The 19,392-nt window shown below is 72.3% G+C and carries 15 protein-coding genes and 1 pseudogene; 6 read left to right on the top strand and 10 right to left on the bottom strand.

Annotation, left to right across the window (positions count from 1 at the left end; all coding sequences use genetic code 11):
• Window positions 1–324: 324 nt before the first annotated feature.
• Complete coding sequence (locus ACZ56B_RS22140) at window positions 325–2,145, bottom strand: phosphoenolpyruvate carboxykinase (GTP) (protein ID WP_468793195.1); 1,821 nt, start codon at window positions 2,143–2,145, stop codon at window positions 325–327.
• 325 nt (window positions 2,146–2,470) lie between these two features.
• On the opposite strand from ACZ56B_RS22140, the gene trhA reads away from it, so the two are divergent.
• From trhA to ACZ56B_RS22155, 3 genes are all read left to right on the top strand, one after another.
• Window positions 2,471–3,184, top strand: coding sequence for a PAQR family membrane homeostasis protein TrhA (gene trhA, locus ACZ56B_RS22145; RefSeq protein WP_468793198.1), 714 nt, complete (start codon window positions 2,471–2,473; stop codon window positions 3,182–3,184).
• Window positions 3,185–3,402: 218 nt separating this feature from the next.
• A complete protein-coding gene (locus ACZ56B_RS22150) occupies window positions 3,403–4,035 on the top strand; it encodes a TetR/AcrR family transcriptional regulator (RefSeq protein WP_468793201.1) in 633 nt (210 codons plus the stop codon).
• Window positions 4,036–4,111: 76 nt separating this feature from the next.
• Entirely contained in the window at window positions 4,112–4,843 is a 732-nt protein-coding gene (locus tag ACZ56B_RS22155; protein ID WP_468793203.1) for a Mut7-C RNAse domain-containing protein, read from the top strand.
• Window positions 4,844–4,966: 123 nt separating this feature from the next.
• On the opposite strand, the gene ACZ56B_RS22160 is transcribed toward ACZ56B_RS22155, so the two are convergent.
• The 5 genes from ACZ56B_RS22160 to ACZ56B_RS22180 all read right to left on the bottom strand — a co-directional run bounded on the left by ACZ56B_RS22160 (window position 4,967) and on the right by ACZ56B_RS22180 (window position 13,829).
• Window positions 4,967–7,399, bottom strand: coding sequence for a galactose oxidase-like domain-containing protein (locus ACZ56B_RS22160; protein ID WP_468793206.1), 2,433 nt, complete (start codon window positions 7,397–7,399; stop codon window positions 4,967–4,969).
• Window positions 7,396–8,577 carry a glycosyltransferase gene (locus ACZ56B_RS22165; protein ID WP_468793208.1) on the bottom strand — a complete coding sequence of 394 codons (1,182 nt, stop codon included), beginning with the start codon at window positions 8,575–8,577 and terminating at the stop codon, window positions 7,396–7,398. The genes ACZ56B_RS22160 and ACZ56B_RS22165 overlap by 4 nt, the downstream gene beginning before the upstream one ends.
• Window positions 8,574–10,220, bottom strand: coding sequence for a glycosyltransferase family 39 protein (locus ACZ56B_RS22170; protein ID WP_468793211.1), 1,647 nt, complete (start codon window positions 10,218–10,220; stop codon window positions 8,574–8,576). Before ACZ56B_RS22170 ends, ACZ56B_RS22165 begins: the two co-directional genes overlap by 4 nt.
• Entirely contained in the window at window positions 10,217–11,485 is a 1,269-nt protein-coding gene (locus ACZ56B_RS22175; RefSeq protein WP_468793214.1) for a glycosyltransferase, read from the bottom strand. The genes ACZ56B_RS22170 and ACZ56B_RS22175 overlap by 4 nt, the downstream gene beginning before the upstream one ends.
• A gap of 310 nt (window positions 11,486–11,795) precedes the next feature.
• The gene (locus tag ACZ56B_RS22180; protein ID WP_468793217.1) at window positions 11,796–13,829 is read right to left on the bottom strand and encodes a thioredoxin domain-containing protein; all 2,034 of its coding nucleotides are present in this window, start codon (window positions 13,827–13,829) and stop codon (window positions 11,796–11,798) included.
• A gap of 158 nt (window positions 13,830–13,987) precedes the next feature.
• Here ACZ56B_RS22180 and ACZ56B_RS22185 point away from each other — a divergent pair.
• Window positions 13,988–14,688, top strand: a pseudogene (locus ACZ56B_RS22185) (hypothetical protein); the annotation flags it as partial.
• Window positions 14,689–14,822: 134 nt separating this feature from the next.
• Here the strand turns inward: ACZ56B_RS22185 and ACZ56B_RS22190 are convergent.
• Together ACZ56B_RS22190 and mca are read right to left on the bottom strand one after the other, a co-directional pair.
• Complete coding sequence (locus ACZ56B_RS22190) at window positions 14,823–15,080, bottom strand: hypothetical protein (RefSeq protein WP_468793220.1); 258 nt, start codon at window positions 15,078–15,080, stop codon at window positions 14,823–14,825.
• Window positions 15,073–15,933 (bottom strand): mycothiol conjugate amidase Mca, encoded by an 861-nt coding sequence (gene mca, locus ACZ56B_RS22195; protein WP_468793242.1) that lies wholly within the window; start codon window positions 15,931–15,933, stop codon window positions 15,073–15,075. The genes ACZ56B_RS22190 and mca overlap by 8 nt, the downstream gene beginning before the upstream one ends.
• A gap of 168 nt (window positions 15,934–16,101) precedes the next feature.
• Between mca and ACZ56B_RS22200 the strand changes: the two genes are divergently transcribed.
• Window positions 16,102–16,500, top strand: coding sequence for a DUF4307 domain-containing protein (locus tag ACZ56B_RS22200; RefSeq protein WP_468793222.1), 399 nt, complete (start codon window positions 16,102–16,104; stop codon window positions 16,498–16,500).
• Between the two features lie 167 nt (window positions 16,501–16,667).
• Window positions 16,668–17,165 (top strand): transcription elongation factor GreA, encoded by a 498-nt coding sequence (gene greA, locus ACZ56B_RS22205; RefSeq protein ID WP_468793226.1) that lies wholly within the window; start codon window positions 16,668–16,670, stop codon window positions 17,163–17,165.
• A gap of 57 nt (window positions 17,166–17,222) precedes the next feature.
• On the opposite strand, the gene ACZ56B_RS22210 is transcribed toward greA, so the two are convergent.
• Together ACZ56B_RS22210 and ACZ56B_RS22215 are read right to left on the bottom strand one after the other, a co-directional pair.
• Window positions 17,223–18,068: an ABC transporter permease gene (locus ACZ56B_RS22210; RefSeq protein ID WP_468793229.1), complete on the bottom strand. Its 846-nt coding sequence runs from the start codon at window positions 18,066–18,068 to the stop codon at window positions 17,223–17,225.
• Entirely contained in the window at window positions 18,065–19,117 is a 1,053-nt protein-coding gene (locus ACZ56B_RS22215) for an ATP-binding cassette domain-containing protein (protein WP_468793231.1), read from the bottom strand. The genes ACZ56B_RS22210 and ACZ56B_RS22215 overlap by 4 nt, the downstream gene beginning before the upstream one ends.
• Window positions 19,118–19,392: the final 275 nt, after the last annotated feature.

A 19,392-nucleotide genomic window follows, 5' to 3' on the forward strand; every position in this document is an offset into this window, starting at 1 on the left:
TCCCGGTCACCTCCCCTACACCAAGAGTCAGGAGAAGCCTAGGCCCCCCCCACGCGGGCAGAGCGCCCGCACCGATCGTGTCCCGCCGGTCGGACCCCTCACCCGTTCCGGCACGTTCGTGAGCCCGCGGGGCGGGCCGTGCCGAAGGGGGCGGGCTCGGGCCCGCCGCCGCGTTCCCCCGTCGGGGCGGACGGAGGACGGCGGCGGACCCGGTACCCCCGCACGCCGTTGTGCGGGGCCCCGCCGGTGTGTCCCGCGGCCGGCCGTGACGATCGCTGGTCAGGGCATCCTCGAGCCGGCCGCGGAGTCTGGGTGCCGGGCGGTTCAGCCCAGGCGCTCCACCAGCGCGTGGTACTGGTCCCACAGTTCCTTGGGCGTGTGGTCGCCGAAGGTGTCGAGGTGCTCGGGGACCAGCGCGGCCTCCTCGCGCCACACGTCCTTGTCGACGGTGAGCAGGAACTCCAGGTCGGCGTCGGCCAGGTCGAGGCCCTCGGTGTCCAGCGCCTCCTTGGTCGGCAGGACGCCGATCGGGGTCTCGACGCCCTCCGCCTTCCCCTCCAGGCGTTCCACGATCCACTTCAGGACGCGGCTGTTCTCGCCGAAGCCGGGCCAGACGAACTCGCCCGCGTCGTTCTTGCGGAACCAGTTGACGTAGTAGATCCTCGGCAGCTTGGACTGGTCCTTGTCCTTGGCCACGTCGATCCAGTGGGCCATGTAGTCGCCCATGTTGTAGCCGCAGAACGGCAGCATGGCGAACGGGTCGCGGCGCAGCTCGCCGACCTTGCCCTCGGCGGCGGCGGTCTTCTCGGAGGCCACGTTGGCGCCGAGGAAGACGCCGTGGTTCCAGTCGAAGGACTCCGTCACCAGCGGTACGGCGCTGGCGCGGCGTCCGCCGAAGAGGATCGCGGAGATCGGCACGCCCTTGGGGTCCTCCCACTCGGGCGCGATGATCGGGCACTGCGAGGCGGGGACGGTGAAGCGGGCGTTGGGGTGGGCGGCCGGGGTCCCGGACTCCGGCGTCCAGTCGTTGCCCTTCCAGTCGGTGAGGTGGGCCGGGGGTTCCTCGGTCATGCCCTCCCACCAGACGTCGCCGTCGTCGGTGAGCGCCACGTTGGTGAAGACGGAGTTGCCCCACAGGGTCTTCATGGCGTTGGCGTTGGTGTGCTCGCCGGTGCCGGGCGCGACGCCGAAGAAGCCGGCCTCGGGGTTGATGGCGTAGAGGCGGCCGTCCTCGCCGAAGCGCATCCAGGCGATGTCGTCGCCGATGGTCTCGACCGTCCAGCCGGGGACGGTCGGCTCCAGCATGGCGAGGTTGGTCTTGCCGCAGGCGCTCGGGAAGGCGGCGGCGACGTACTTGGACTCGCCGCGCGGCGGGGTGAGCTTCAGGATCAGCATGTGCTCGGCGAGCCAGCCCTCGTCGCGGGCCATGACGGAGGCGATGCGCAGGGCGTAGCACTTCTTGCCGAGCAGGGCGTTGCCGCCGTAGCCGGAGCCGTAGGACCAGATCTCGCGGTCCTCGGGGAAGTGCGAGATGTACTTGGTGCTGTTGCAGGGCCAGGGAACGTCCTCCTGGCCGGGCTCCAGCGGGGCGCCGAGGGAGTGCACGGCCTTGACGAAGAAGCCGTCGGAGCCGAGCTCGTCGAGGACCGGCTGTCCCATGCGGGTCATGGTGCGCATGGAGACGGCGACGTACGCGGAGTCGGTGATCTCGACGCCGAGGGCGGACAGCGGCGAGCCGAGGGGGCCCATGCAGAAGGGCACGACGTACATGGTGCGGCCGCGCATGGAGCCGCGGAACAGGCCCTTCTCGCCCTGGAAGATCTCCCGCATCTCGGCGGGGGCCTTCCAGTGGTTGGTGGGGCCGGCGTCCTCCTCCTTCTCGGAGCATATGAAGGTCCGGTCCTCGACGCGGGCGACGTCGGTCGGGTCGGAGGCCGCGTAGTAGGAGTGGGGGCGCTTGACCGGATCGAGCTTCCGGAAGGTGCCCTTGGCGACGAGCTCCTCGCACAGGCGCTCGTACTCGGCCTCTGAGCCGTCGCACCAGACCACGTCGTCCGGCTGCGTCAGGTCTGCGATCTCGTTGACCCAGGAGATCAGTCCCTGGTGGGTGGTGGGGACGCTGGGAGCCGCGATGTCGCGCGCCACGATTGCTCCTAAATGAGGGTTTTTTGTTGGGAGGCCCCGTGGGGGCTGCGACCCGGATGCTTCCCGGTGGGATCTTCGGCGCTCATCCGGTGCCGACCGCACTCATTTGATCATCCGATGTCCGCGCCCATCTGTCCAGAGGAGCGCACAGGTGAGCGACGTGACGATGACCACGGTCTTCCTGCCGTTTTACGTTCACGTTGGGTTGACCTGACTGTTTCTTTGCGTGACGATTTCGTGGAGCGGCGATGAGACGATGACCACTTCGTCCCTCCAACGCAGCACCCCGATCCGTAACTTACGGTCCCGTAGGTACGATGCGGACATGACTGCGTTCGCCCCCGACGCGCCCACGGACCCGCCGGCCGACGGCCGCGGTCCGGTGGTGACCTCCCTGCCCCACCCGGTCAAACCCAAGCTCCGCGGCTGGCTGCACCTCGGCATGTTCCCCGCCGCCCTGGTGGCCGGACTGGTGCTGACCGCCTTCGCCGACTCCCCCCGGGGCCGTCTCGCCTGCGGGGTCTACGCCCTGACCGCCTGCCTGCTGTTCGGCGTGAGCGCGCTGTACCACCGGGGCGACTGGAGCCCCCGGATGGACGGGGTACTGCGCCGGCTCGACCACGCCAACATCTTCCTGATCATCGCGGGCACCTACACGCCGCTGACCATCCTGCTGCTGCCGGGCTCCAAAGGGCGGTGGCTGCTCTGGGGCATCTGGGCGGCGGCGGCCGCCGGGATCGCCTTCCGGGTCTTCTGGGTCGGCGCCCCGCGCTGGCTCTACACGCCCTGCTACATCGCGATGGGCTGGGCGGCCGTCTTCTACCTCCCGGACTTCCTGCGCACCGGCGGCGTCGCCGTGCTCGTCCTGGTGGTCGTGGGCGGCGTGCTCTACAGCGTGGGCGGGATCGTCTACGGCCTCAAGAAGCCCGACCCGTCACCGCGCTGGTTCGGCTTCCACGAGGTCTTCCACTCCTTCACCCTGGCCGCCTTCATCGCGCACTACATCGGCATCTCCCTGGTGGCCTACCAGCACGCGTAGGCACCCGTCCCACCGGCATCCGGGCCGCGGCGCCGACGCCGCGGCCCTTTCCCACGCCCGCCTTCCGCGCCCCGCGCGATGGCCGGCCCCGGACCGGCCGCGGCCCCGCCGCCCGGTCCGCCCCGGTCCGCCCCGGACCGCCCCGGACCGCCCCGGACCGGAAACGGAATCCTTTCCGGCCGTGGTCCGGCCGACGGGGGATGACGGACAATGACCGCATGACCACGGCACGAACCCCCGTCCCCGACGCGGACCACCACCTGGGTCTGCGCGAGCGGAAGAAGCGCAGGACCCGCAGGGCGATCAGGGAGGCCGCCTACGCGCTGATCAGGGAGCAGGGGTACGACGCCACCACCGTCGAGCAGATCGCGGACCGCGCCGAGGTCTCGCCGAGCACCGTCTTCCGCTACTTCCCCGCCAAGGAGGACATCGTCCTGACGGACGGGTACGGCCCCCTCCTGGAGGAGCTGCTGCGGGAGCGCCCGGCCGGTGAACCGGTGCTGGAGTCGCTGCGCCGGGCGATCCGCGGGGCGACGGAGCGGGCGCTCACCGACGCCCCCGCCCACGAGCGGGAGGAGACGGTCCTGCGGGCCCGGATGACGGTCGAGGTCCCCCAGGTGCGCTCGCGGCTGATGGAGGGCCTGTCCGTCACGGGCCGCCTGCTGTGCCGGGCCCTCGCCGAGCGCACCGGGCGCCAGGAGGACGACCTCGAGGTGCGGGTCTACGCCATGGCGCTGATGGGCGCCCTGCTGGAGACGATGATCTACTGGGTCGAGGGCGACTGCCGGGAGGACCTGCCGGCGCTGACCGACCGCGCCCTGGCCGCCTTCGAGAACCTCCCCCGCCGCTGAGGGCGCGGACGCGTTCCCCGGGGCGGGCGCCGAAAAGCACGCGCCGGGTGCGCGGCCCCGTGCCATCCTTGACCGGGTGAACGGTCCCGAGATCCACGTCGAGTTCGCCCCCGAGCTGCTTCTCTTCGTCCCCCAGGCCCGGCCCGCGGGCACCCTGAAGACCGCCACCGACGGCGTCTCCAGCCTCGGTCACGTCATCGAGTCCCTCGGTGTCCCGCTGACCGAGGTCGGCGCGCTGCTCGTGGACGGCCGCGAGGTGCCGGCGTCGCACGTCCCGGCCGCCGGCGAGTCGGTGACCGTGCGCACCGTCGACCGTCCCCAGCGGGTGCCGGGGGCGCCGCTGCGGTTCCTGCTCGACGTGCACCTGGGCACCCTCGCCCGCCGGCTGCGGCTGCTGGGTGTGGACACCGCCTACGAGGCGACGGACATCGGCGACCCGGCGCTGGCCGCCCGGTCGGCGGCCGAGAAGCGGGTCATGCTCAGCCGCGACCGCGGACTGCTGCGCCGCCGTGAGCTGTGGGCCGGCGCGTTCGTCTACAGCACCCGGCCCGACGAGCAACTCCCGTACGTGCTCGACCGGTTCCGGCCCGAGCTGCGTCCCTGGACCCGCTGCACCGCCTGCAACGGCCTGCTGCGCGACGCCACCAAGGAGGAGGTCGCCGACCAGCTGAAGGACGGCACCCACCGCACGTACGACGTGTTCGCGCGGTGCACCGAGTGCGGGCGCGCCTACTGGCGGGGCGCGCACCACGAGCAGCTCGAGGCGATCGTGGAGCGCGCCCTGGGCCGGGGGGCTCGGGAGAGCTGAGCGCCCCGGCCGGCCCGCCGTGCCGCGCGGGCACGGCGGGCCGGTGCCGTGCCCGGCACCCCGTCGCCGGCCGCCGTCCGGTGGTGGAGCGGCCGGCCGTGCCCGTCACGGGCGCGGCGGCCCTCAGCGGCGCGTGACGTCGCCCCTGCCGCAGGCGGTGCCGTCGCGGTTCCGGTCCAGCCCCAGCGGGTCGTCCCCGCCGTTGACCCTCAGCGGGCCGTGGTCGTGCTCCTCCAGCCAGGCGCAGCGGGCGGCCGTCGTCGGCTCCACCTCCGCCGGGAAGGCGGTCGGGACGCAGACGCCGGCGGAGCCGTAGTGGCGGTCGCAGCCGGAGACCGTCGGGGCGACCGGCTGTGCGGCGCGCTTCCCGCCGGGTCCCGTCACCCGGCCCGCCGGGGCCCCGGCGAAGCCGTGGACGTGGGCGGAGGGATCCCCGGCGGTCAGTGCCTCCGGTCCCCGCAGGTGCACCCACCGCGCCACCGAGGGGATCCCGGCGGCGTCGACCGCGAAGAGCATGTACCAGCCGGGCGGGGCCAGGTCGGGGTTGCTCGTCACGTTCAGGTCGACGGCCCCGCCGGCGTCCGGGTCGACGGACAGCGGCAGGTCCACGAACCGCTGGTTGGGGTCGGAGGAGTGGGTGACGGCGGCCGGACGGATCAGCTCGGCCTTGGCGATGGGGCGGTCGACGGTGATCCGCTGGGTGTCGCCGTACGTCCACTCGGTGTCGGTCACCGAGGTGATCCTCGGACGCTCCCCCTTGAAGAGGTACGGCGGGCTGTAGACCGACACGTCGTGGTTCCAGGAGCCGTCGCCCGGGTTGTCCCCGGTGGCCATCACCCGGCCGTCGGGCAGCAGGAACGCCGAGGAGTGGTAGCCGCGCGCCTCGGGGTCGACGGCCACCGGGTCGAACGTTTCCGTGGCCGGGTCGAAGACCGACGTCTCGAACACCGGATCGGCGCGGTTGTGCAGCGCCCCGCCGGTCTCCAGCACCTTGCCGTCGGGCAGCAGGACGGCGGAGACGTACATCTTGCCCTGGTCGCCGGTCTGCGGAACCGGGCCGTCACCGTGGTCGACGGTGCCCTGCGGGATCGGCGGGCCGGCGACGTAGGCGGGGTCCGGCCGCTTGAGGTCGATGATGTCGGTCAGCCGGTGGGCTTCCGGGTTGGTGTCGATGTTGCCGCCGCCGAGGGTGAGGACCCTCTGGTCCTGCGCCGGGGGCAGCAGCACGCTCGCCGACTGGTCCCGCTCGTCCTTGTTCCGCAGGCCCGGGACCTGGGTGACGGTGTTGGCGCCGTAGTCGTAGATCGCGGAGCCGGTGCCGGGGATGTTGTCGCCGAAGACGTGGCTGCCGGAGTAGAAGAGGCGGCCGTCCTGCATCAGGATCATCGACGGGTACAGGCCCCAGTAGGACCAGGTCTGGTTGACCCTCCAGGTGGGCAGCCACCGCTGCTCGGCGTCCGACCACAGCTCGGCCGTGACCGAACCGGTGGAGTCCTCGCGCAGGCCGCCGAAGCTGATCACGTCACCGTTGCCGAGGATCGTCGCCGACGGGTACCAGTGGCCGTCGTTCATGTCGTTGGTCCTCGTGTAGGTCTCGGTCTCCGGGTCGAAGACGTACGAGTCCTTGTAGCCCTGGTAGCCGAGGCGGCCGTCGTCGGACGGGTAGCCCTTGTTGCCGCTCATCACCAGCACCCGGCCGTCCCCGAGCTGGACGTGCCCGGCGCAGAACATGTCGTCCGGGGTCGGGACGACCTCGTAGCTGCCGTTCTGCGGGTCGTAGACGGCGCTGGTGAAGGTGCCCGCCTCGAACAGCTCCGGGTCGTTGCCGGAGCCGGCGATCAGCAGCACCTTGCCGTTGTGGAGGACCACGGAGTGCATGGAGCGGACCGGGTTCCGGGTGGCCAGGACCTCCCAGCTGCCGTCGGCGCACTCCCGCGCGGTGCCCGTGCAGCCGGGTTCCGGGACCGGTTCGGCGACCTGCTCCATGGTGTGGTCGTCGGTGGTGGCGGAGCCGGTGCCGTAGACGGAGACGCCCCAGGAGATGCGGTCGGTGCCGGCCGGCACCTCGGGGGTGCGGACGGTGGCCTCGGTCCACGCCGCCCGCATGTCGAGGGTCTTGAGGTCGGTCCAGTACTGCCAGCCGGCCGTGGTGTCGTGCCGGAACAGGGTGATGGACGCGTCCGGGGTGGTCGTCTTGTACCAGAGTCCCAGGTCGTACTGCTTGCCCGGCGTGACCGCGGGCGCGCAGTCGGCGGACTCGGCGATCAGGGCCTTGCGGTCGCCGTCGGTGCGGCGGGTCAGCTCGACCTTCATCGCCTTGTCGCCGGTGTGCGCGTCGGCGGTGGTGGTGAAGGCGAAGTCGTTGTCGCCCCAGCCGGACTTCTGCCAGCAGTGCGGCATGTCACCGCTGCCGGCGGTCTCGAAGCCCGGGTTCTTGACGAGGCCGGCGGCGGAGGCGGGTTGCGGGGCGGTCAGGAGGAGGCCGGCGGTGAGGGCGCCGACGGCCAGCAGGGCCGTGGTGCGTCCGGACGCCGGCGGGTTTCCGGGTGTTCTCATGCGGTGCTCCTTGCCTTGCGGGCCCGGCTCGGGAGGTACACCAGCGCTTCGGTCCCCGCGAAGCGCAGGACGAAGGTGATCACGAGCGCCAGCGCGGTGGCGGGCAGCGCCGCCATGCCGAACCGGGTGACCAGCAGCGCGATCAGGGGCAGGCGCAGCACCAGGTCGGCGTTGGCGAGCAGCGTGAACCGCGCGGTGCGGTCGGCCCAGTGCCGGTGCCGCCGCCGCTCGCGGAACAGCAGCTGCTCGATCAGCAGGAAGTTCCAGGCCACGCCGAACTGGTTGGCGACGATCTCGGCGGGCAGGTAGTGCAGGCCCGCCCCGGTCAGCGCCCACAGCGCGGCCAGGTTGGGGACGAAGCCGGTCAGCCCGATCAGTCCGAAGACGACCATGCGGGCGAGGGGGGACTCGGTGCGCAGCCCGGCGAGGTGCCGCAGGAACCGCCGCCCCTCCCGGGCGGTCGACTTGGACTCCCCGGCGAACCGGTCCCGGAAGACGAACGGCACCTCGGCGACCGTGCGGGGGCGGCTGCGGACGGCGAGCTCGAGGAGGATCTTGTAGCCGAGAGGCCTGAGGACGTCGGCGGCGACGGCGCCGCGGCGGATCGCGAAGAAGCCGCTCATCGGGTCGCTGATGCCGTGCAGCCGGCGCGGGAAGAGGGCCTTGGTCAGCCAGGTCGCCCCGCGCGAGACGGCCACCCGGTAGCCGCCGGCGAGTCCCGCGCGGCTGCCGCCCTCGGCGTACCGGGAGGCGACGACGAGCCCGGCGTTCGCCCGCGCCCCCGCCGCCACCAGCTCCGGCACCAGGGACGGGGGGTGCTGGCAGTCCCCGTCCATGACGACGACCCAGTCCGACGAGGCGGCCTTGACGCCCTCGACGACCGCGCCGCCGAGCCCGCCGACCGCCTCCTCCCGGTGCAGGACGGTGACCGGGAAGGGGCAGTCCTTCGCCGCCTCCCGGATGACGTCGGGGGTGTCGTCGGTGGAGTCGTCGACGAAGACGACCTCGCAGGGCAGCCGGGCGGGCACCGACTCGGTGATCTGGTGCAGCAACCGCCGTACGTTCGCCGACTCGTTGAAGGTGGGGACGACGATGGTGACGGCACCGGGTTCCGGTACCTCCACCGGTTCGAGCGCCGGGTCGCCCAGCTCGCCGGGGACCGTGGACTCCTGGTTCATCGGGTGCCTCCGGCGGTCTCGACCTGACGGATCTCGACACGGTCCTCACCGGCGCCGAACACGGCGACCGGTTCCGAGTGCTCGATGGCCTGCCGGACACGGGGCAGGTCCTTCGCGTCGCGCCGTACCGTCGGCGAGACGACCACGTAGTCGATGTCCCGCCAGCCGTTCGGCATGGTCTCGGACACCGCGGGGTCGAGGTCGGCCTTGTAGAACCAGATGACGCCGAGCCCGGGCCGGTACCCGGCGTGCACCAGGTCCAGCCACATCGCGTCGTCGACCAGCACCCGGGTCCGCGCCGGGTTCGCCACCTCGGTGGCCATCCACGCCGAGGCGGCCTCGTAGGGGGCGTTGGCGTCGGTGGTGACGGCGGTGCGGGCACCGTCGTACCAGCGCGGTACGACGTGGAGGCAGGCCGCGAGGGCGAGGGCGCCGGCGAGGGCGTACCGGGCGCGGGTCACCGCTCGCCCCTCGGTCGCGGAGCGCCACCGGCGCAGGACGGCGTGGGCGACGGCGGCGGTGCCCCCGGCGAGGACCAGGGCGAGGAAGGGCAGCGCCTGGATGACGTACATCGCGGGCAGGTAGCCGTCCGGGCGCAGGGCCAGCGCGGCCAGGACCGCGACCGCGAGGGCCGGTCCGGCGAGCGCCCGGGCGGTGACCGACCGGCGCCGGGTGGCGAGCAGCAGCAGCGCGCCCGCGAGGCCGCCGAGGGGCAGGACGCGGTCGTAGTACAGCCAGGACTGGAGCACGTCCCAGGAGCCGGAGCCCTCGTCGAGGAGGAAACCGGAGCCCGGCCGGGTCATCTGGTACGCCACCCCGCCCCACAGGGAGACGTGTCCGCTGCCGGGGAGCAGCTCGCCCTTCAGCAGGGCGAACAGCGGGTAGGAGAACCCGATCAGCGCGCACGCCGTGACGGCGCCGGTCAGCGCGAACTTGCGGGTGTCCCGGTGACTGTGGCGCCAGGCGGTGACGAACAGGGCGGGCAGGACGACGAGCATCGTCTCCTTGGTGAGGACCGCGGTGGCGGCGGCCGCGCCCGCGCCGAAGTGGTGCCAGAGGTGGCGGCTGGGCGAGGCGGCGAGGGTGAAGGCGAGCAGCGTCCACATCACCGCGAGGTTGTCGAGGAAGATCTCCCGCTGGAGCACCACCGACAGCGGGGAGAGCCCGAAGAGCACCGTGCCGAGCCCGGCGGCCCAGCGGGGCAGCGCGAGCCGGCGTCCGAGGACGTAGAGGAGGACCGCGCTGACGCCGCTGACCAGCAGCATCACGACGCGCATGGTGCCGACGGTCATCGACTCGGGGCTGAGCGCCGCCGGTATCCAGGTCAGCGCGGCGAGCTGGATCCAGCCGAGCGGCGGGTGGTCGTACCAGTAGGTGTAGTGGGCCAGGCCCCTGCCCTCCTGGACGGCCCAGGCCTGGGCGAGGTAGGTGCCCTCGTCGTCGCTGAGGGCCGGGTAGTCGGCGATGTTCCAGCCCTGGACGACGAGGACCGCCGCCAGCAGGACACCGCACAGGAGCAGGTCAAAGCGGGAGGAGCGGAGCCGGTCCGGCGGCCGTGTCCGGCCGGCCGGAGCGCCCGTGGGCGCGGGCCGGCGCCGCGCGGGGACCTGCGGGGCGGTCTCCGCGGGAAGGGTGGAGGTCACGCGGGGACGTCCTCTCGGGTCACGCCGGGCACGTCGATGTGCGCGCCGACATGCGTGGTCAGCTCCCAGTCGTTGCGTCCGCGGTGCTCGCGCCAGACGGCGCGGACCGCGGCGCCGGCGAGGAGCACCTGGTAGAAGGGGCCGCCCACGACGAGCTTGAGGTAGTGGACGAACCGGACGCGCAGTCCGTACTGCCGGCCGAAGTCGTGCAGTCCGACCACTTCGAAGACGAAGGTGACCAGGGCGGTGACGGCCGGGAGGAAGGTGAGGAAGGCGATGGAGACGGGCACGTCGAGGAAGAGCGCGATCGCCACGTTCAGCGGGATGACCAGGCCGGTGAACGCCTGCAGGAAGGGCGTCATCAGCGTGTAGCGGGCCAGCATCCGCTGCCCGAACGTGGGCAGCTGCCTCCAGTCCTTCTTCCGGTACACCTGGAGGAAGCCCTGGTTCCAGCGGGTGCGCTGCTTCAGCAGCGACATCAGCGAGCCCGGGGTCTCCTCCCGGGTCACCATGTCGGAGTCGTAGGCGACGACGACCTTCTTCCCCGTGCTGGAGAGCCGGACGCCCAGGTCGCAGTCCTCGGCGAGGCAGTCGGGGTCCCAGCCGCCGGCCTCCCGCAGGACCGCGGTGCGCACGAAGACGGTGTTGCCGCCGAGCGGAATGAATCCTTTCTGCGCGTGCAGGTGGAGCCGCGAGCGGAACCAGAAGAAGTACTCCAGGCAGTTGCGCAGGCTGTACCAGCTGGAGTGGAAGTTGATCAGCTGCACCCCGCCCTGGACCACGTCGGCACCGGTGGAGCGGAAGGCGTGGTCGACGTGGGCGAGCAGTTCCGGGTGGACCTGGTCCTCGGCGTCGAAGACCCCGACGACGTCGCCGCGGCAGTGCGGCAGCGCCGTGTTCATGGCCTTCGGCTTGTTCTTCCTCTCGTGGGTGTCGACGACCACCCGCACCCGGGGGTCGCGGCCGGCCGCCGCCTCGGCGACCGCGGTGGTCCCCGGGTCGTCGTGGCCGACGATCACGATGATCTCGAAGTCGGCGTGGTTCGACTCCAGCAACCGCCGGACGGTGTGATCGAGCACCGCCTGTTCGTGCCGGGCGGGCAGCAGCAGCGAGAACGACAGGTGCTCGCCGCCGTCCGGGCTGCTGAACCGGGTGGAGGCCAGCACCTCCGGCGTGCGCCAGGCGTGCATCTGCCACCACAGGGTGAACGCGGCCATCCAGAAGAGGGCCAGCGAGACGACAGCGATGAACACGGACGTGAACAAACAGATCCCCCCAGATCCCGAAATCCCCCGTGACGTGACGGTGCGTCACGGAACCGCGCCACGTCCGTCAGGTCACCGTGCAGAGATTAGGGGGGAGAGGTGAAGCGCGGAGGCGGTTCCCATAAAGAACTTGTTGCGGAACTGCGCTGCGAATGAACGGAGTTGTCCGGATCGAGCCCTTGCGCGCACCGCGTCCGGGCAGGCCGGACGGACCGTGCCGCCCGGTCCGGGCGGACCGGGGGAACCGGGCGGGCGGACCGGGGGAACCGGGCGGGCGGACCGGGGGAACCGTTCGGTCCGCCCGGCCTCCTCAGCCGCCCAGTGCCGCGCGCAGCCGGTCCGGATCGGTCGTCGGCGCGTCACAGGTGAAGCCGCGGCAGACGTACGCGGCCGGCGCGTCCCGGACGAGCGGACGGTCGACGAGCAGCGGGAACTCCTCACCGCCCGGCGTCCCGACGGCGACCACCGCCCCCGGCGCCGTGCCCAGGAGCGCCGTGCGGTGCAGGGTCCTGGTGGCCGGGTCGTCCGGCGCCGGGCCGACCACCGCGATCTCCCGCGGCCCGTCCAGCGCCGCCTCGGCGACCGCGAGCCCCCACCCGATGAACCGCGGGACCCGCGGCCCGAGCGCCTTCACCACGCCCAGCGCCCGCTCGGCGGCGGTGCGGTGGGGCTCGGACCCGGTGTGGGCGGCATAGCTCAGCAGGGCGCCCGCGGCGGCGCTCCAGCCGGACGGGACGGCGTTGTCGGTCGGGTCCTGCGGACGCCGGATGAGCCGCTCGGCGTCGGCCGCGGTGTCGTACAGGGCGCCCGAGCCGGGGTCGGTGAAACGGGCGAGCACGTGGTCGAGCAGCAGCCCCGCGAACTCCAGCCACACCCCCTCCCCGGTCACCGACGCCAGCGCCAGGAAGCCCTCGGCGACGTCGGCGTAGTCCTCCAGCACACCGGCGTTGGCGCCGGCCCGGCCGTCCTTGCTGGTGCGGGCGATCCGGGCGTGCTCGTCGAAGTGCACCCGCACCAGCAGGTCGCCCGCGGCGACGGCGGCCTCGACCAGGTCCGGCCGGTCGAAGTAGGCCCCGGTCTCGGCCAGCGCGGCGACGGCGAGCCCGTTCCAGGCGGCGACGACCTTGTCGTCCCGGCCGGGCGCGGGCCGGGCGGAGCGCGCCGCGAGCAGCCGCTCCCGGACGCCGTCGATCCGCGCGGCGTCGAACACCTCCTCGCGCTGCGGCAGCCGCAGCACCGAGGCGCCCTCCTCGAAGGTGCCCTCCTCGGTCACCCCGAAGTACCGCGCGGCGAGCTCGGCGTCCGCCTCCCCGAGCACCTCGCGCAGCTGCCCGGGCGTCCACACGTAGTACGCGCCCTCGACGTGCCTGCCGCTCCCGTCGTCGCTGTCGGCGTCCAGCGCGGAGGCGAACCCGCCCTCGGGCGTGCGCAGCTCGCGGAGCATGAAGTCGGCGGTCTCCAGCGCCACCCGGCGCGCGAGCTCCGAGCCGGTGGCGCGCCACAGGTGGGCGTAGACCCGGCACAGCAGCGCGTTGTCGTAGAGCATCTTCTCGAAGTGCGGCACCACCCAGTCGCGGTCGACCGAGTACCGCGCGAAACCGCCGCCGAGCTGGTCGTAGATCCCGCCGCGCGCCATCCGCTCGCAGGTGTCCCGCGCCATCTGCAGCGCGCCCTCGGCGCCGGTGCGGGCGTGGTGCCGCAGCAGGAACTCGAGCACCATGGACGGCGGGAACTTCGGCGCCCCGCCGAATCCGCCGCGCTGCGGGTCGTACTCCCGGGTCAGCCCGAGCAGCGCCTGCGCCAGCTCCTGCTCGCCCGGCAGCTCGGCGTCCCCGTAGGAGATCTCCCGGCCGGCCAGGTCCCGCGTGATCTTCCCGGCCACGTCGGTGACCTCGTCCCGCCGTTCCTCCCACGCCTGGCGGACCCCCTGGAGCACCTGCAGGAAGGACGGCATGCCGTGCCGGGGCTCGGGCGGGAAGTACGTGCCGAAGTAGAAGGGCTCGGCGTCCGGCGTGAGGAACACGGTCATGGGCCAGCCGCCGTGCCCGGTCGCCGCCTGCACGGCCTCCATGTAGACGGCGTCCACGTCGGGCCGCTCCTCGCGGTCCACCTTGACGTTCACGAAGTGCTCGTTCAGGTAGTCGGCGGTCGCCTCGTCCTCGAAGGACTCGTGCGCCATGACGTGGCACCAGTGGCAGCTCGCGTAGCCGACGCTCAGCAGGACCGGCACGTTCCGCTCGCGTGCCTCCTCGAAGGCCCCGGCCGACCAGGGCCACCAGTCGACGGGGTTGTCGGCGTGCTGGAGCAGGTAGGGGGAGGTCTCATGGGCCAGTCGGTTCGGCATGTCTCCATCCTGCCCGACCCACCGGGAATCGTCGCAGGACGACCCGGCCGCCGACCGGTGATCGCGCCCCTCGCGCCGGCGCCCCGTCCGAAGCACACTCGTGGACGACGGAGTTGCCGTCGGAGGGGGACGCGACATGCGGGACGGTCATCGGCCCGGGGGAGATCGGCGAGCCGGCGCGGACCGTGGACGAGGTTCCGCTGGTGCGTTCGGTGCAGTGGCGCACGGGCATCGCGGCGCGTCAGCTGGGCGAGCCGGACAAGGCCCGGGCGACCCTGTCCTCGGTGGTCGACCCGTACCGGGAGACGCAGCACGACGCGGGCGCGGCCCGGGCGCTGGCCTCCCCCGGGATCACGCTGCACCACCAGGGCGGTCCGGCGGAGGCGTCGGCGAAGCTGCGGGAGGCCCTGGAGCTGCAGTCCGCGCCCCGGCCGGCCGCCGACCGCGCGTGGACGATGCACGCGCCGGCGGCGGTGGAGCGCGACCGTACCCGGCTGTCCGAGGCGCTGGAGCTGCTCACCGGGTCCCTGGCGGGGCACCGCGCGGGCGGGCCTGGGCGCACTTCCAGCTCGGCCGGCTGCGCCTGCGGACGGGCGAGGTGCCGGCGGCCGAGCACCTGCGCGGCGCCCTCCTGCCGTACGCGGCCCCCGGCGGCACGGAGGTCGGCACGGCGGTGGCCCAGGAGGAGCCGGACCGGCTGCGCCGGGCCGCGCGCGCCTTCCGCGACGGGAAGCTGGACGACTGCGTGGAGGCCTACCGGCTGCTGCTGGAGCGGGGCGTCAGCCCGGAGGCGGGCCGGCAGGCCTGGCACCTGGGCACGGTCCCGGGCCGCTCCGCGCGGGAGGTGCCGGGGCGTCCGCCGGGCCCGCGGCGTAGGACGCCCCGGGACGGGGACGCACCGGGACGGGGCGCCGGGGCAGGGCGTCCCACAAGACCGGGCAGGGCGTCCCACGGGACCGAGCACGGCACCCGGCCCCGTGGGGACCCCGCGGGTCAGCCGTTCTTCTTCTCGCCCCCGCCGGAGGCGGCCGCCCCGGTGTCGTCCCCGGAGCGGTTCTCCGGAGCCTCGGACTCGGGGAAGTCGACCCGGCCCATGTGGCGGCTCATCGACTTCATCAGGGCCCAGACCGCCAGGGCCATCACCGCGAAGACGATGAAGCCGAGGACACCGGGGGTGACCTTGTCCTCGTCGAATTCCTTGGCGAGGGGGAGGAGGTGGGTGACTGCCAGGCTTGCGCTCATGTCAGGCATTGTCCCGGATGCCCGCGAAGAGGTCGTCCTCGGGGAGGGAGGTGGCGACGAGGGACTTGGCGAGCTCGTACTCCTCCGTGGGCCAGACCTCCTTCTGGAGCTCCATCGGCACCCGGAACCAGCCGCCGTCGGGGTCGATCTGCGTGGCGTGCGCGATCAGCGCCCTGTCGCGGACCTCGAAGAAGTCGGCGCACGGGATGTGCGTGGTGAGCGTGCGCTCCGTGCGCTCGGACTCGTTCCAGCGCTTGAGCCAGTCCCCGTAGGGCGACTCCAGGCCGCGGTCCAGCATGGCCCGGTGCAGCGCCTCGGTGCGGGGACGGTTGAAGCCCTGGTTGTAGTACAGCTTCAGCGGCTGGTGGGCCGGGCCGTACTCGCTCTCCGGGTACTTCGCGGTGTCCGCCGCGCCCTCGAAGGCCACCATCGTGATCTTGTGGGTCATGATGTGGTCGGGGTGCGGGTAGCCGCCGTTCTCGTCGTAGGTGGTGATCACCTGGGGGCGGAAGGCGCGGATCCGGCGCACCAGCTCGCCGGCGGCCTTGTCGACGTCCTCCAGGGCGAAGCAGCCCTCCGGCAGCGGCGGCAGCGGGTCGCCCTCGGGCAGGCCGGAGTCGACGAAGCCGAGCCACTCCTGCTTGACGCCGAGGATCTCGCGGGCCTCCTCCATCTCCTTCCTGCGCACCTCGTGGATGTTCTCCTCGATGTACGCGTCGCCCTGCAGCTTCGGGTTGAGGATGGAGCCGCGCTCCCCGCCCGTGCAGGTCACCACCAGCACGTCCACCCCCTCGGACACGTACTTCGCCATGGTGGCCGCGCCCTTGCTCGACTCGTCGTCGGGGTGGGCGTGGACGGCCATCAGTCGCAGCTGGTCAGTCAAGACTCAATCCTCAAGTCGGTAGGCGCCCTGTGTGCGGCGGCGCAGTCGCAGGCTTCTATAGTGACCGAATCGGGGGACGAATAATTCCGGGCTCCGGCATCCGCGCCCGCGATGGGACCGGGCCCCCTTCCTGCCGAGGAGACGATCATGAGTACGGCGAGCACGCGGCTGCCCGAGGGCCGCTACGGCCGGTCCTCGGACGAGCGCGCCGACCGCACGCTCAAGGTCGTCGGCGCCGTGCTGGCCGTGGTGATGCTCGGGCTGTTCGGCTGGTTCGGCTACCACCACGTCGTCAAGAACGAGATCAGCGCCGAGGTGATCAGCTTCGATCCCTCGGAGGACACGGTGAAGGTGCGGCTGGAGGTGCACAAGGACGCGGGCACGGAGGGCTACTGCACGGTGCGCTCCCAGGCCGCGGACCGCGCCGAGGTGGGCCGCGCCGACTTCCGCTTCGGCGGGGACGCCACGCGCATCGTCGAGGTCGTCACGCTCCGGACGACCGCCCCGGGCGTGACGGCCGAGCTCGTCGGCTGCCACGCGGACTGACGCCTCCAGGAACACATTGCTCCTGACCTGCGCCGATGCGGGTCCGGCGGCTTATGTCCTCCCCCTTTGGGCACGGAATTGTTAGGCTCGTGGTTTCGCCCATCCGTGGAGGAACATCCTTCGGGGAGGGCGATGCTTTGTATTCCCAGTACCTACGAGGAGCACCTGTGACCCAGACCAGCGAGAACGTCACCTGGCTGACCCAGGAGGCGTACAACAAGCTCAAGGACGAGCTTGAGTACCTTACTGGTCCCGCGCGCACGGAGATCGCCGCGAAGATCGCCGCCGCGCGCGAGGAGGGCGACCTGCGTGAGAACGGCGGGTACCACGCGGCCAAGGAGGAGCAGGGCAAGCAGGAGCTCCGAGTGCGCCAGCTCACCCAGCTCCTCGAGAACGCCAAGGTCGGCGAGCCGCTGGCGGCCGACGGCACGGTGGCGCCCGGCATGGTCGTGACGATCGCCTTCGACGGCGACGAGGACGACACACTGACCTTCCTCCTCGCCTCGCGCGAGTACGCGAGTTCGGAGATCGAGACCTACTCGCCGCAGTCCCCGCTGGGCACCGGCGTGATCGGCCACAAGGTCGGCGAGGAGGCGGAGTACGAACTGCCGAACGGCAAGAAGGCCTCGGTGAAGATCCTCAAGGCCGAGCCGTACAAGGACTGACCCGCCCCGCGGGTCCCCGGAACGCCCCCGGCACCCCGTGCGGTGCCGGGGATCCCGTCATGCCGCGGCCGAGCGGTACTTGCGCACGGCGAGGGTCCGGAACAGCGCGATGATCAGAACCGAGTAGATCAGCGAGGCCCACACCGGGTGCTGCATGGGCCAGGCGTCCGAGGAGGAGACCCCCGGGTTGCCGAAGAGCTCGCGGCAGGCCTGGACGGTGGCGCTGAACGGGTTCCAGTCGGCGATGTGGCGCAGCCAGGGCGTCATGTTGCCGGAGTCGACGAACGCGTTCGAGACGAAGGTCACCGGGAAGAGCCAGACGAGTCCGCCGGAGGTGGCCGCCTCCGGGGTGCGGACCGACAGGCCGATGACCGCACCGATCCAGGTGAACGCGTACCCGGTCAGGAGCAGCAGCCCGAACGCGCCGAGCACTTCGCCGGCGCCGGTGTGGGTGCGCCAGCCGACGAGGAGGGCGACCGCGGCGAGCACGAGCAGGGTGAGCGCCGTCTGCACCAGGTCGGCGAGGGTGCGGCCGGTGAGCACCGCGCCGCGTGCCATGGGCAGGGAGCGGAAGCGGTCGATGAGCCCCTTGTGCATGTCCTCGGCGATGCCCGCGCCGGCTCCGGCGGTGGCGAAGGTGACGGTCTGCGCGAAGATGCCCGCCATCAGGAACTCGCGGTAGACGGCGGGGTCCGTGCTGCCGCCGATGTCCATGGAGCCGCCGAAGACGTAGGAGAACAGCACCACGAACATGATCGGCTGGATGAGCCCGAAGACGACCACTTCGGGGATCCGGACCATGCGGATCAGATTGCGCCTGGCGACGACCAGGGAGTCCCGGACCGACCGGACGACGGGGTTGCCGGGCGGCGTGATCCGCACGGCGTCGGTGACGGCGCTCATGTCGTGGCCTCCTCGCCGCGGCGGTGTTCCCGGCCCCCGGGCCCCCTGTCGTCGCGCCCGGTGCGCCCGCCGCCCTCCTCGTCCGGGCCCCCGGCCCGCGCGGCGTGTCCGGTGAGGGAGAGGAAGACGTCGTCGAGGGTCGGGCGGCGCAGACCGACGTCGTCGATCTCGATGCCGCGGGCGTCGAGCTCGCGGATGATCTCGGCCAGGAGCTTCGCCCCGCCGGAAACCGGTGTGGTGATCTTGCGCATGTGCTCCTCGACCGCGGTGTCGCCCTCGCCGGGACCGCGCCGGCCGTACCTGCCCAGGAGGGCGGAGGCGGCCGGGAGGTCCTCCCGGTCGTGCACCACGACCTCGACGCGCTCGCCGCCGGTGCGGGCCTTGAGCTGGTCGGAGGTGCCCTGGGCGATGACCCGGCCCTGGTCGACGACGGCGATGTCGTGCGCGAGGTGGTCGGCCTCCTCCAGGTACTGGGTGGTGAGCAGCAGCGTCGTGCCCCCGGAGACGAGCTGCCTGATCACCTCCCACAGCTGCTGCCGGTTGCGCGGGTCGAGGCCGGTCGTCGGCTCGTCCATGAACATCACGGGCGGCGAGACGACCAGGGCCGCCGCGAGGTCGAGCCGGCGGCGCATGCCCCCGGAGTAGGTCCTGGCGGTGCGGTCGGCCGCGTCCGTGAGGTGGAACTGCTCCAGCAGTTCGTCCGCGCGGGCCTTCGCCGCCTTCGCCCGCATCTGGTAGAGCTGTCCGACCATCCGCAGGTTCTCGCGGCCGGTCAGGTACTCGTCGACGGCGGCGAACTGGCCGGACAGGCCGATGGAGCGGCGTACCGCGTCGGGCTGCTTCAGCACGTCGAGGCCGGCGACGACCGCCCTGCCGCTGTCGGGTCGCAGCAGGGTGGTCAGGCAGCGGACGGCGGTGGTCTTGCCCGCGCCGTTCGGCCCGAGCAGGCCCAGGACGGTGCCCTCCGGAACCTCGAGGTCGACGCCGTCCAGCGCCCTGACGTCCCCGAAGGTCTTCACCAGACCTTCGGCGTGGATGGCGCCTGGCATATGAGTCTCCACATCGTCGGGGAATCTCCGAAAAGCCTAGGTTCGCGTGCTTTTTTCTGCCGGGGTTTTCTTCCCCGGGCGGACGGGCCGAGCGGCGGGCGGGGGTGGCACGACACACACCATAACGCGATGTATCGCGTTTCCCCATGGGTTTCCCCGAACGAGTGACGCCCCGTCCGGGGATGCTCCTATGGATGTCAAGCGGCTTCGGCGAGGTCGCTTCGGGCGGTGTTGCGGCCAGGGTGCGTCATGCGGAGTGACCTCACGAGGACGCG

This window comes from Streptomyces sp. NPDC034670 (genome assembly GCF_055574875.1).

Excerpts from the sequence above, each read along its gene's own strand:
- trhA (WP_468793198.1), top strand. The coding sequence starts at position 2,471 with ATGACTGCGTTCGCCCCCGACGCGCCCACGGACCCGCCGGCCGACGGC.
- ACZ56B_RS22150 (WP_468793201.1), top strand. The coding sequence starts at position 3,403 with ATGACCACGGCACGAACCCCCGTCCCCGACGCGGACCACCACCTGGGT.
- ACZ56B_RS22160 (WP_468793206.1), bottom strand. The coding sequence starts at position 7,399 with ATGAGAACACCCGGAAACCCGCCGGCGTCCGGACGCACCACGGCCCTG.
- ACZ56B_RS22165 (WP_468793208.1), bottom strand. The coding sequence starts at position 8,577 with ATGAACCAGGAGTCCACGGTCCCCGGCGAGCTGGGCGACCCGGCGCTC.
- ACZ56B_RS22180 (WP_468793217.1), bottom strand. The coding sequence starts at position 13,829 with ATGCCGAACCGACTGGCCCATGAGACCTCCCCCTACCTGCTCCAGCAC.
- ACZ56B_RS22190 (WP_468793220.1), bottom strand. The coding sequence starts at position 15,080 with ATGCCTGACATGAGCGCAAGCCTGGCAGTCACCCACCTCCTCCCCCTC.
- mca (WP_468793242.1), bottom strand. The coding sequence starts at position 15,933 with ATGGCCGTCCACGCCCACCCCGACGACGAGTCGAGCAAGGGCGCGGCC.
- ACZ56B_RS22200 (WP_468793222.1), top strand. The coding sequence starts at position 16,102 with ATGAGTACGGCGAGCACGCGGCTGCCCGAGGGCCGCTACGGCCGGTCC.
- ACZ56B_RS22210 (WP_468793229.1), bottom strand. The coding sequence starts at position 18,068 with ATGAGCGCCGTCACCGACGCCGTGCGGATCACGCCGCCCGGCAACCCC.
- ACZ56B_RS22215 (WP_468793231.1), bottom strand. The coding sequence starts at position 19,117 with ATGCCAGGCGCCATCCACGCCGAAGGTCTGGTGAAGACCTTCGGGGAC.